Here is a 13,097-nt window from a genome sequence, read left to right as displayed (position 1 = left end):
ATCGCTTTTTATTCATTAAAACTATTATAAAATAAGCATCTACTGTATACAAGGACTAACTAGACGCTTCTTCTAAATCCTTTTTAGCTTTCTGGATGGCCAATACTTGTGATGGATCAGATGTTATGATCTGATCTTCAGTATATGAAGCAATAATCTTTATGGCGACATGCTTTAATCCAGCAAAAAATATTCCCTCTCCGACTCCTGATTCTAAAAGAAGATACTTTTCTTCATCTGTTAAATTGAAAGTCTTTTGAAGAACATCTATAGAACTAGGAGATTGTTTCAACAGCAATTGAATAGAAGAGTTTGTTACGATCGGCAATCCGTACGGACTTTTCAAGAAGTCCCCCACGTCTTGTGTTATGGTCATTAGTCCTAGATAGTATTTTCTTCCGCGCTTGGCAATTGAGTACAAGAAAGATGCTGTGTCTTCACTTTTCATCATCCACCATGCCTCGTCCACTACAAGCAATCTTTTGCGTAGATTTTTACGTACTGCATTCCAAATGTAGTGAGTAACAATATACATCGCAACAGGCTTGAGTTCGTCTTCCATATCACGCACTGAAAACACTACGAATTTTTTATTGATATCAACGTTTGAAGGCTGATTTAAGAAACCTGCCCAACTACCGCGAGTGTACTTTTGCAACTTCTGAACAACGGATTCGGTATTCTCCATTCCTGATAAAACCATTTCAAAGTCAGACAAAAGCGGTGGTTCAATATTCGAGAAATCAGAATTTGCAGTGATATCCTTGATAGCATATGTCTCAGTTATCGCACGATCAATAATTGCATCTTCTTCTGGAGTAAGGCCGCCGAGCATTATTCTAAACAACCCAACCAAGTTGATTGTATTGGAGCGAAGCACATCACTAGCTGTTTCATCTTCACGAGGTATAGGAAGATCAAAAGGATTGATGTGGTGATCACTAGATAGTGAAATATTGAAATATCTTCCACCTACCGCTTCAGCCAAGTATTCATATTCACGCTCTGGGTCTATCACAATCACTTCTGTGTCGAACATGAGAGTACGAATAAGCTCTAGTTTTGTGGCATAAGATTTACCAGAACCAGATTTTGCAAAAGTAATAGAGTTATAGTTTTCAAGTGAGAAACGGTCGAATATAACCAAGCTTGAATTGTGTCGATTTACGCCATATAAAATACCCTTATCAGAAGTAAGGTCAAAAGAAACGAATGGGAAAATACTAGAAAGAGGTTCAGAATTAAGCTTCTGGTGTACACCAAGAAGATCTGTACCTATTGGAATTACACTCTTAAATCCTTCTTCCTGCTGAAACAGTGCTGGCTTTAGATACACTAGCTTGGCATCTAAGATAGACTTTATTTCATTTTCCAACTTGAAAAGCTCATCTTCATTGTCGGCATACATTGTTATATACAAACCAACATCAAACATCTTTTCTTGGGCTTGTTGCAAACTATCACGCAAACTTTCTAGGTCGCGGTACGCAGTATCAAGTATTGGGTCACGAACAAGACCACGGCTCTCTCTCATATTTATCTGACTTTGCACCTCAGCAACTTTTTTCTGAAATTGACGCAATATTGTAGCTGTATCAATAGGGTGTATGAAAAAAGAAACATCAAATATTTTATCTAAGTTGATGATTGGCGCAAACCAGTTATCAGTAAGATATCTTGGATAAGAAATTACAAAAAAAGTACGAGCTATTTTATCACCCAAATGCAAAGCCTTTGGCTCAACTTGTAGTGCTGATGGCGCGATAACATCCTGAAGTTCTAGAGTTGCCGCTTGATATATTTCCTCTGGTAAAACAGGCAAAACTTGGTGTTCGTCTGCTTTTTTACTTGATTTACCTAAAATTTTATCTAAAATTCCCATAATTATATTTTTATATTTTGTTCAGTCTCACCAGGATTAAATACTTTATAAAAAAGTTCTATCACTTCTTCTGTCCCAAGTTTTGTACTACGCACACCACAACGATTAAGACCCTGTTGAATAACTGCAACACGCTGCTCTAACTGGGTTCTTTTTTCTTCAAATAAAGATAGTGCGTCATTTTTTTGACTAACTTTATCTCCAGCACCAGTAAGATCGGAAAATGCCTTTGTTATACTACCCTGCTTTGACAATGGAGCTGCAGAATAAGGTACTACTATAAAAAAGTTCTTTGTCATTATGTTCACCTGTTCTGTAAATGATCTTATAAATTCTATATACTCTTTTGTTTGAACTTTAAGTAGGGGTTCGACTTGATCCTTCATTCGATTCTCAAGTGTAAGTAAGTATGGTTTTATGTCCAATCTCCTAGATTGAACAATTATTTGAGTCGAAAATTCCAAAGAATTCAAGAAGGTTTGGAATTGCATAATTATAGCTTGTTGTTCATCACTAGACTTAAGCGATAGGTTTACAGAAGATGCCATAATCACAGCACGCAAACCACCATCTTTAAGTACAACAACGCCATCCCGAACTTCTTTGATCGGTACGAATGATTGTGTTGAGCGTGCGTTGATTGCCATAGAGTTTAGTATACCAAATAGTTTACTTTTTAGAGTTTACATCGAGAACATCTAGACTCCAGGATATATCCTTAAGTCTACTTTCTGATAATCTAGGAACAATCGGAGCAGGAAGTACATCTTCTGTCTTATTTATTTCTTTTTTCTTCGGATCTTTTTTCCAAATATACAACTTACCCTGCATAAGAAATCTAATATAAGACTCGAGTATTGCAATAAAAGGCTTGTTGTTAACTTTGTAAAAAGTCAAAGCCAGTGCGAGACCTGCTATTGGAACTATAAATATAACCGCAAAGAAAAAAGGTAGCAACTTGTATACAATGAAACAAATACCAGCACCTCCAGCTAAATACACAAACTGCTTGAAGGTAAATGGTCCAAATATTTTATCTTCGATATCAATAAATTGAGGGACGCTAAATCGCATGTATGTATTATATCAGAATTCTATAAGATTTTAGATACTATACAGAGAGATACTATGCCATCACAATCAATGGGATTTTTTATTATATACACAACCTATACTACGCATGTGGTTATAAAGTAAAAATCCCCTTTGGGGATTTTTACTAATTTTTTAAACCGGCTCTCTGTACGGATCACTCTGAATTTTCTTTTCTCCTATGGCTGGGACTGTGTAATTACTAACTTCTTTTGGAATTTTAAAAGTAGCTTGTAGTTTGCTACCTACAATACCAGTCCCAGAAACCTCCGGAGTGCCAATAACTCCTGCTGATTGAGCAAGTTTTTGTATTGGAGATATATCATTCTCTTGGCGAGGTACTGTATCCACTTTATCTGAAAAATTTACAGGCGGTGGAACAATATTCGTCGGAACTTTTATACTCTCTCTATTAAAACTTGTACCAATCTCTGAAACAGCCGGTCTTACAACCTCTGGAATTTTTATTAAACCTTCACTTTTAGGAGGATTCTCTAGTGTTCTTAAAAGCTTGTCTCTGTCTAGACTTCTTGCGCTTACATCTTCTAGAGCCTCTCTAACCTGCTCTCCTGGATCTTCATCTATCTCTATATCGGTACTACGAAGAATTGCTCTATCATTTTGCTCTTGTGCTTTTGGAGTTCCTGGAAAATTCAACTTGATCGAAGGATTGCTTGGTGCCTCGGGTTCACTTTCTACTACCTCTTCTTCTGGTTCATAAGAGAATGCAATCATTGCTTGTCTAAATGGAACAAATATTTTTTTGTTTATTTCATCTACAAGTTTTATCAAAATATCATCTGATAGACCAGTTTGAAACTTAATTGAATCATAGAAATCCCCTGCTTTTTCAAGACCAATCAAGACGAAAGTTATTTGACCAGAAATTTGAGATATTTTATCAAGCGAAACTTGGTGAGTTGCAGCCAACTCTTGCATAACTTTATCGACAGGTGTAACACTCATAGCCTTGCGTGTAGCTACTGGGATAGAGTCAAAGGCTTTATTTATTTGTTCAACTGTAAATTTCATATTTTTTAACTAGATAATTTTTCTTCAGCCTCGGATTTAGCATTCTGCTGCTGAGCTTTGTCATTAAACAATGTTTTATAAGAAGCAATTTCTCCTTTTGTCTTATCATACTGAGATTTAACTTGAGCGTACTGCTGCGCTGTAATTGTTCCATCAGCAACATCTTTTTCGGCTTTTTTCAATTGAGCTTCGTATATAGATAGACTTGACTGACCTTCATTCATAGCGAATTCAACATGATCAAATGAAACATCTTTTGCCTGAATTGGATTTCCTGCATTTGCAGGGTCTGCATTCCAAGTATCTGCAATATCTTGCAAGTGCTGATCAATTTTCTTAAGCTCATATGCGGCTCTAGTAATCTGACCTTCTGCCTTCTGTCTCTCTTTTCCACTAATAGGTTTTGATTCTTCTCCTGCTTTTTTGCGAGTATCCACAGTAAATTGTTTTTCAGATTTAGACATATCAGATCTAGTCTCAATATTGTTATCCTTTCTCCATTTAGCTTCATCAAATCTTTGACCAGCTTGTGTAGCCTGCTCTTTAGCAACATTTCTTTTCTCTGTATAGCCATTTCCAAATTCAACTTCATTTGCTTGATCGTGTAATCTTTCAGAATTGACTTCTTTTGCTGTTTTTTCTTTTGCTCTACCACGAATTGTTTCAGTCTGACCTGTTGTAGGATCCACATAAGTAGTAGTTGTATTACCCTTCTCAAAGTCTTTTCTAAACTGCACCTCATCAAGATTTGGATTATTCTTTCTTTCTTGCTCAAGCGCTTTTTCAAGATCAGCTTTCCAAGCTCCTGCTTTTTTATCTTGCTGACTAGCTTCATAACCCTTGAGTAGATATGTCTCTACCTTGTCTGACTTCTCTTTTGTCTTGCGTTCATTTGCAGACTTAGCTCCACCTTCTGTAGAAAGATCAAATTTACCTGCACCACCAACCATGTTTCCAAGATTTTGTGCAAATTTAGCACTACCCTTTGTGTCCATATCCCATCCAGTCTGTTTACCAAACGCAGTACCAGCCTTTGTCTTTCGGAAATCAAAACTACTTGCTGCACCATAGTTTGCAAGCGCAAGTTTACGTTGTGCCCCTTTGTCTCCAGCAGCTGCGGCTGCTTGAAGCTCTGGGTTTGCTGCAGTACGAGCGGCAGCGGCCCCAACCGTACCACGAAGCGCCAGAGCCGCTCCTCCTGTAGCTGCTCCAACAGCAAGACCTCCCACCTTACTCATAACAGCCATGGATTGCTGACCAATCTCTCCAGACAAATCTATAGCAAGTTTCTGTGCTTTCATGAGTAAAGTGTAGACAATCGCAAACGGAAGCAGGACGTATAGAAGATTTGCTCCAGCAGAAGCTGTGTCAGATATAGCAAGAGTTTTTAAATCTAAGAATAAAACTATCAAGTACAAGAAGAATAGAAATACTGGAGCAAGAAATGCCGTTTTTATCAGCTCACTAGACCAATTGGTCCAACCAACATTTTTCCAAGACTTCATACCCGGAACTATCATGGATATAAAAGCGAGTGGCGAGAAAATCATTGCAACCATAAGAGATATGACTCTACCAACAAATAAAATACCTATCTTCAAGAACATTATTATCAAAAGAACGTTCATAGCGACAGCTATCAATGTCACAATGATATACATACCTATGTCACCTTCTGAATCTATTCCACTTTTTGAGAAAATAGTTTGTGGGTTGAATTGACTTACCAAAGCGCCAGATATTGTCTTCTCATCTCCCACACCTGTTCCACCTCCGACTGATATAGTGCTATACATTAGGTTCGCTAAAATATTGGAAGCATCAACCACTATCTTTGTAAAAAATAAACTGAAATTTATCAAAAGCGCCACTACAACAAGCGTACCAATCATCTTTTTCGCATCAACAGAAGGTAGTCGGAGTATAGTTCCTATTGCTATATATAAAAGTATAAAAATAAATACTATGTTTGATATATCACGAACAAGTGACCAGCCTTGTGATATAAATTCAGATTCACTATAGGTAGCACTCTGTATAGAAAAATGCATAAACCAATCCAAAAACATTGCAGCAAGACCAGCCAAAAATGCTGTTGGTTTGTAGAAAACATAGTAGAGCAATTGTGCAAAACATCCAGGGATACTCAAGTAAGGCACTACACCCGCGGCCATTTTGAAACAAGCAGGACCATTATCTGAACCACCCACATCGGTAGCTGATGCTGTAGTTTGACCAGCGGCACCAGTCACCTCACCAGAACCAACAGGCTTAGTCTTAAACTCTACTATCTTGTCTTCATCATCATCTGATGCACTCAAATCATCTCCTCCACCTCCTTCCATCAAGCGTCCAGATGCATAATATTGTGTATCAGCAGTAAGACCAGTTATTGTTACAATAACTGTTTGTTCAGATTTAAAAACGTCTGGAATAATAACAAATGAAAAACCAATTTCTGGATCAAAAGTTTCTCCTGGTATTAGACGTCCCGCTCTAAGAGAAGCTTCAGTTCCCGCCAAAACTTCTTCCTGACTCATTCTAGGAGCCTCTTTATTGTCTAAACTATCAAAATTACTAGCCGTAATAGCTGCGATATCTAGATAAACTCCGCAACCATATCCGTTACACTCAAGCTCATCAAACGATCCGAGTGCACCACCATTTTCCGGATCAGTAAAAGGTCCAGTATTGTCATTTGAATTACCTGAAATTATTTCATATTTAGAGTTTCCATCCGCACCTTTAACGAATACATTTCCCACTCTATCTTCAATTCCCCCATCACTAGCGTCACCCAACTCTTCAGTTCCATCCGCGATTGCTCCAGGTGTTGCTACTGTCTTCTGGTTTTTATAGATATCGTGTCCAATATTACCATTGTTACCACCGACTTTTAGAGTATATTTTATTGTAGCTGTGGTCTCTCCAATTGACGAAATTTCAATTGTAGGAACTTCGAAATTATCATTTAGATTTGCTTTAGCAACTCTAGGTAAAAACAAAAACGAAAAAGAGCTCATTACTATAGTAAAGAGTAGTGTCGATGCGCAAATATTCTTCATTCTTTTTGATATTTTTTGCACAATAGAATTGTACGTATATTGTACCATGCAAATATATAGTAAATACAATAAAAAAGTGAATTACCAAAGAAAAATCCCCCATATTATTGGAAGATTTTTCTTTTTTAAACTTTAGAATGCATCACCCTTATAATCGTCTATACCTCCCCTATACCAGCTATCACACTCAAATTCAAAATCATTATCATTGTAACCTCTGGTCTGTGTATAAAAATTACCCCACGAATCTTCCCAAGCACAGAACAAAGTTTGCCTATTATCATCTACTATAGTATGCCAAGCGTCCGAGTACATCGGAGCACTAGCGAAATCAGTTCTTTCGGCAAGACATTTAGATAATAAAGAACTCGGATTTGCAGCATTAAATATGTCATAATCTTCATCTACATATGTATCGTATTCTACGAGAGCATCGGCAATTGTATCTGGGCGTCCAATTTTAGATTCAATCGAAACATACTGTGAAGCGAGCTTATCTTTTAGTTCTTTGTTTTCTGGAGACTGAGTATCTAGAGGATTTAGAAGCTCAGTATTTGGATATGTAACAATATTTGCTTTTATGCCCTGCAGGATTGCCAAAGCTCTAATCTTAGAAGAAATCTTCGCATCAAGCGCTCCAGCTTCATCGTTATATCCAGAAATTCTATTTACTTGATCATATATAATTGGCGCAGAAGGAATATTCTTGTATGGAAAATTTACATCTTCCCAAGGCCTACCTCCAGGACAACTTGCGATTTGAGATTGACCTAACGCTGGACCGTCACGTAGAGTTCCTGAGATAAGTGCAATTTTTATATCAGATATAAGTTGAGATATGAACCCATCGAAACATTTTATTTGATCTTGGGCTTCATCTCCATTTTCAGTATCGTTATCTGATTTATTTTGAACCTTCTTTGATTCCAATAGGTATTGTTCACGCATTCGATTTGCGAATTTATAATCTGGACCCGGTAAACACTGATCAAGCTCCATTGTTTTTTTAGGGAAATCTCTAATAAGATTTTTTGAAGACATAAGTAAGTCAAGTTCAGCTTGAGTATCATCGATAGATGTTTGCAACAATTCACTAGGCACACCCGTAAGTACCCCTCCTACATATATTGGAGTAGCCTCCAAATCTACAGTATCGCCTGTATTCCACACAAATACATCTCCACTAGATTGAAATTCTGAGTTATTTCCTGGTCCACCAGCTGTTGGGTCTTCTGGATCTGTAGTGTCTATGTTTCCTATCAATTGTGTTATACCTTGTGTTATAAGGCCAGCCGCAAGATTTGATACTGAATCCAGGATTGTATTACCAGTCGCGGAGTCATTCATGGCTTTTGTTAGAGGTGCCTCTACTGACTGTTGTAATTGTGCGGCAATAAGCTTACCTGGTGTTACTGTTTCGTAACGTGCACAATCATCGCTTGCGTTGAACTCTATATCACTTCCAAGAGAAAGAGACAGACTGCTCAGGTACTCTTCCATATCTTCTCCTAACGGATCAAGTCCTGATGCATCGACTCCGTCTTTGTATTGAACACATTTTTTCATAGACAAAAATCCCCCACTTTGAGCAAGCTCTGTCTGAGTCGTATTTTTTACTGCATCTACTCTGTTTTCAAGTTCTTCGGCTGAACGCAAATATGCTCCTACTGGATTGTTTGCGTCATTTTGTGTATATGCCATCCAACCATCCCATCCTCCTACACTAAAATCATCTTCAGTAAAATCTTCCCAATTAGGCCCTATGGTTTCATCGAGAGAAAAATTCAATTTACTTTTAAAATCACCACTGTTACCCAAAACCTGATCGGTGATCAAATTCATAGATATATTTCTAGAATATGGAAAAGCAGTCTCATCTGCGCTTATTTCGTTCACAAAAGCTTCAACTTGTTCATCTGCAATACTTTTATAGAAACTCTGTTGATCACGTACGAAGAATGGATTGCCCTTGAAACCTGTAGAACCCCAGTTTATAACCTGCTGGGTCATATTTAGAGCTACTTGAGAGCCGATCTTCTTCAACATCTTGGCTAACATACCCTCACTGAATTCTTTTATTGTGGTTACAGCTGTCTGAGAAGAGGTTATCGCACTACCTATATTGACTGGTAAATTTGCCAGGTCAACAGTAGGTAGGCCAGTAGCACTAGCTTGACTAGTGGTAAGTGTAAAAATAAGCACAAAAGCAAAAGATACTTTGGCAATAGGTTTTAGAAATTTATATTTTGAAGACATAAAAGTATTTTAATTGTAACATTATGGCTAATTATTTGTACTAGTTGCATCGATTATGTCTTGGTTCAAAGTTTCTAGATTTGAGAGCATAGCATCTACTATAGAACCTGCCTGATAAGCACTTGCAAGTGCCGGTATCGGATCTATTGCATATCTAGAAATATTTTCAAACATTTCTGCTGCGGAAACAATACTATTTAACAGGGCCAAGTGTACAGCACTTTCACCAACAACAACTGGAGTAGCAAGTAGCGTGTCAGCCAATGATTTATATTTATCTGAAACTGCTTTCAATTCAGAATTGACTGATTTTGTATTGGGTGTAGTTACCACGGTATCAAAAAGAATAAAGTCCAAAGGCTCTATTGGATATTTTGCAAACGCACTATCGACTGCCTTTATATATGCAACAGCATTCACGCTAGTATCAGATACTGTTTTTATATCTTTCATATAATAAACAGTTCCTTCAGGACTGTCTTGAATAAAGGCAGATATCTCTGCAATAATACTCTCCTCAGATTGGTCTGTTAGTTCGCCATTTTCTTGAAGTGCTGATATTAGAGAGAACAATTGCTGGCTAAAAGTCTCTGTTTGAGTCAAATCAATATCTTCTGTGTCTTGCAAACCTCCTGATCCCAAGGAAGCCTTTATTCTAGAAACTTCTTCTCCATCACTCACACCGTCGCCATTTGTATCACGATTTTCAGGATCCATACCCCACATAGGCTCTTCCCAATCTTTTAGACCATCACCATCGGCATCTTGTTCAACAAGTTCCCCTACTTCAAGAACAGCAAAAGGCTCTTTCTTTGGTTCTTGTTTTTTTATAAAACTTGGAATTTTAGATACTAGGAATAAAATTATAATTCCTAATACAATAGCAAATATGGCTTTTTGAAAATTCTTGCTAGGCAGGTACTTAGAAAACTGAGTATTCATATGGAGTCATTATACACTCTAGAAAATTATATGTAGACTAACTCCTGTTAATATCTAAAATAGTTTTACCGAGCAAAATCCAATCTTTTAAATCCAAATCTTCAGCTCTAATTTCTGAATCAACCCCAATAGAGCTTAAGATAGTTCTCCACTCTATGTCTTTTGAATAATCCCTTAGATTTCCTGCCAATTTCTTCCTTTTATGAGAAAAACCTATTTTAAGTAGACTAAAAAATACAGTTTCATGCTCTAAATCTTCAAAATTATTACGAGAAATATTATTTACCGCCAAAATAGCTGAATCAACTCCCGGAATCGGAAAAAAAGAGCCTCGTACAACTTTCTGTATATAAACTGGATCTCCATAGGCTTTTATAGATATAGACAAGATGCTTTCTTTACTAGATTTAGCAACTATTCTCTTTGCTACCTCGTCTTGAATAAGTAGAACTAAAACAGATGGTTGATACTTTGCTGACAAAAATTTTTCAAAAATTGCACCAGTTATATTATATGGAATATTGGCAATCAGTTTATATTCAAAATTCTTATAAAAAGACATTTTTTGCGGATCAAAATCTAGCGCATCACCTTCTATGATTTCTAGTCTGCCTTCATCTATCTCTTTTTTAAATTCCTCATGAAGGAAGGCGGCTAATTCATAATCTTTTTCAATAGCAACAACCTTGCCTGCTGTATTCAAGAGAGCACGAGTTAAAACTCCCTTACCAGGACCTATTTCCAAAACAATATCTTTTTCTCTAGCACCTGCAGCACTTACCATCTTAGAAATTGCCCCTGGTGAGTTCAAGAAATTTTGCCCTAAAGATTTTTTTGCAATGTGTTTCATATATTAATCAAGAAAAATAGTTTTCAGTATTCCGCTCTGGCCATCTTGTTCGAAGTTAATTAGATGTGCAGGTATATCAGAAATAAAACTAGACTGACTGTTTATTTGACGCATACCGTATATTGTACGAGTTGTAGCGTAAGTTAGATAGAGCTTTTCTTTTGCGCGAGTAATCGCGACATAGAAAAGTCTACGCTCCTCTTCGGCTTCTTCAGTCTTTTTATATTGACCTGCACGCTCATGAGGAAAAAGACCTTCTTCGAGTCCAACAATAAATACAACTTTAAATTCAAGTCCCTTTGCCGCATGAACTGTCATAAGTTTTACACCAGCACCAGCTCCTTCTAGTGTGTCTTGGTCACTCGCAAGAGCTGCACTTGTGAGGAGTGCGTCCAAACCTTCTTGTGGACCAAGCGAGTCATAACGAGTTGCGAGTGTAACAAGTTCTTTTATATTTTCCAATCTTTCTTGCTCTTCTTCTGTACCAGCCTTATAAGCATCTTCTATGCCAGATTCTGAGAGAGTAAATTTTATAATTTCACTTGGCACATTGAACTGCGCAAAATTATTTATTGCCTCAAGCTTTTCATAAAAAACTTTTATCTTTGCTTTCATAGCTGGAGGAAGACTCTCTGTATCACCTGCCATAACTTTCAACATAGTTGTTTTACCTATACCACGGACAGGTGTATTTATTATGCGTCTTATATCAGAAAGCGAATCTCTGTTTAGTGAAGCCCTGATGTAAGAAAGCATGTCTTTGATTTCTTTTCGATCAAAGAATTTTGTACCTAAAACTTGGTAAGGCAAACCAATATCTAACATAGCTTCTTCTATAACACGAGACTGGAAATTTGCTCTATAGAGCACAGCGATATCACTAGCTTCTACACCGTCACGTATATAGGAAGAGGCAGTTTCAGCAACAAAATGCGCTTCGTCTATTTCACCAAAACATTCTTTTAGGGTTATTTTTTCTCCACCTTCTTTTAAGGTAAAGAGATTCTTAGGTACGCGGACAGTATTTTTTTGTATAACAGTATTTGCAGCCTCAAGTATTACACTGGTAGAACGATAATTCTGCTCAAGAAAAACTATTTTTGCATTTGGATAATCTTTTTCAAATCTAAGCATATTTTTTAGATTTGCCCCTCTCCAAGAATATATATTCTGATCTGTATCCCCTACGACACATATATGTCTTTCTTCGCCGACTAAAAGTTTTGAAAGTTCGTATTGGACTTGGTTTGTGTCCTGATATTCATCTATATGAACATACTTCCATCTAGATTGATAAGATTTCTTTATCTCGGGATTCTTTTTAAGCAGTAAAACGCTTTTTAATAAAAGATCATCAAAATCCAAAGCATTTTCTTTTTTCTTCTTTATTTCATATCGAGCCCATATACGTGCATATAATTCCTCTGCCGCACTCCCCACCTTTGCCGCATATTCTTCTTGAGTAAAAAAATCTCCCTTCTCTTTTGAGATTACATATTTATATTTTCTCGGCTCGTGTTCTTTTGGATCTAAACCTTCTTCACGAATAGATTCTTTTATCATCGAAACAGCATCAGACTCATCGAGTATTGTAAAATGTCTTGTTATTCCAACTTCCCGTGCGTTTTCTTTTAGAATATGGACACCTAGAGCATGAAAAGTAGATATAAAAGGCTTGGTCGATAGTCTCATATCGCCAATTGCATGCATTACTCTCTCACGCATTTCACTTGCGGCCTTATTTGTAAACGTAATAGCTAAAATTTTATCTGGATCTATGCCTTTATGTATTAACTCCAGTATTCTGTGAGTAATAGTTTTAGTTTTTCCTGCACCAGCTCCAGCGACAATCATCAAAGGGCCCTCAGTTGCAATAACTGCTTCTAACTGCGCTTCATTTAGACCATCAAGATGTTTCATAAGTCTATAGACTATAACATACGAGCTATAAATTTTTATATAAACTTTTTTAACCTTA

9 protein-coding genes are annotated in these 13,097 nt (G+C 37.0%); all 9 read right to left on the bottom strand.

The window, feature by feature from the left end:
• Positions 1-55: 55 nt before the first annotated feature.
• Positions 56-1,882: a DUF87 domain-containing protein gene (locus IPJ63_01835; protein ID QQR76981.1), complete on the bottom strand. Its 1,827-nt coding sequence runs from the start codon at positions 1,880-1,882 to the stop codon at positions 56-58.
• A 2-nt stretch (positions 1,883-1,884) separates the two neighbouring features.
• A complete protein-coding gene (locus tag IPJ63_01830) occupies positions 1,885-2,529 on the bottom strand; it encodes a hypothetical protein (protein QQR76980.1) in 645 nt (214 codons plus the stop codon).
• Positions 2,530-2,551: 22 nt separating this feature from the next.
• Entirely contained in the window at positions 2,552-2,956 is a 405-nt protein-coding gene (locus IPJ63_01825) for a PrgI family protein (GenBank protein QQR76979.1), read from the bottom strand.
• Between the two features lie 153 nt (positions 2,957-3,109).
• Positions 3,110-4,006, bottom strand: a complete 897-nt coding sequence (locus IPJ63_01820) for a hypothetical protein (GenBank protein ID QQR76978.1) — start codon at positions 4,004-4,006, stop codon at positions 3,110-3,112.
• A gap of 5 nt (positions 4,007-4,011) precedes the next feature.
• Positions 4,012-7,029: a hypothetical protein gene (locus IPJ63_01815; GenBank protein QQR76977.1), complete on the bottom strand. Its 3,018-nt coding sequence runs from the start codon at positions 7,027-7,029 to the stop codon at positions 4,012-4,014.
• A 174-nt stretch (positions 7,030-7,203) separates the two neighbouring features.
• Positions 7,204-9,327 carry a hypothetical protein gene (locus IPJ63_01810; GenBank protein ID QQR76976.1) on the bottom strand — a complete coding sequence of 708 codons (2,124 nt, stop codon included), beginning with the start codon at positions 9,325-9,327 and terminating at the stop codon, positions 7,204-7,206.
• A 27-nt stretch (positions 9,328-9,354) separates the two neighbouring features.
• Positions 9,355-10,269: a hypothetical protein gene (locus tag IPJ63_01805; protein ID QQR76975.1), complete on the bottom strand. Its 915-nt coding sequence runs from the start codon at positions 10,267-10,269 to the stop codon at positions 9,355-9,357.
• Positions 10,270-10,306: 37 nt separating this feature from the next.
• Entirely contained in the window at positions 10,307-11,119 is an 813-nt protein-coding gene (gene rsmA, locus IPJ63_01800; protein ID QQR76974.1) for a ribosomal RNA small subunit methyltransferase A, read from the bottom strand.
• A 3-nt stretch (positions 11,120-11,122) separates the two neighbouring features.
• Positions 11,123-13,039, bottom strand: coding sequence for a UvrD-helicase domain-containing protein (locus IPJ63_01795; GenBank protein QQR76973.1), 1,917 nt, complete (start codon positions 13,037-13,039; stop codon positions 11,123-11,125).
• Positions 13,040-13,097 lie beyond the last annotated feature (58 nt).

The organism is Candidatus Nomurabacteria bacterium (assembly GCA_016699365.1).
Classification (GTDB): domain Bacteria; phylum Patescibacteriota; class Minisyncoccia; order Phycocordibacterales; family UBA9973; genus CAZLWF01.
The sequence above is the reverse complement of the archived record's forward strand: the minus strand, read 5'-3'. Positions and strand labels throughout refer to the sequence as shown.

Coding starts and splice junctions, on each gene's coding strand:
- IPJ63_01835 (QQR76981.1), bottom strand. CDS start 1,882: ATGGGAATTTTAGATAAAATTTTAGGTAAATCAAGTAAAAAAGCAGAC.
- IPJ63_01830 (QQR76980.1), bottom strand. CDS start 2,529: ATGGCAATCAACGCACGCTCAACACAATCATTCGTACCGATCAAAGAA.
- IPJ63_01825 (QQR76979.1), bottom strand. CDS start 2,956: ATGCGATTTAGCGTCCCTCAATTTATTGATATCGAAGATAAAATATTT.
- IPJ63_01820 (QQR76978.1), bottom strand. CDS start 4,006: ATGAAATTTACAGTTGAACAAATAAATAAAGCCTTTGACTCTATCCCA.
- IPJ63_01815 (QQR76977.1), bottom strand. CDS start 7,029: ATGAGCTCTTTTTCGTTTTTGTTTTTACCTAGAGTTGCTAAAGCAAAT.
- IPJ63_01810 (QQR76976.1), bottom strand. CDS start 9,327: ATGTCTTCAAAATATAAATTTCTAAAACCTATTGCCAAAGTATCTTTT.
- IPJ63_01805 (QQR76975.1), bottom strand. CDS start 10,269: ATGAATACTCAGTTTTCTAAGTACCTGCCTAGCAAGAATTTTCAAAAA.
- rsmA (QQR76974.1), bottom strand. CDS start 11,119: ATGAAACACATTGCAAAAAAATCTTTAGGGCAAAATTTCTTGAACTCA.
- IPJ63_01795 (QQR76973.1), bottom strand. CDS start 13,039: ATGAAACATCTTGATGGTCTAAATGAAGCGCAGTTAGAAGCAGTTATT.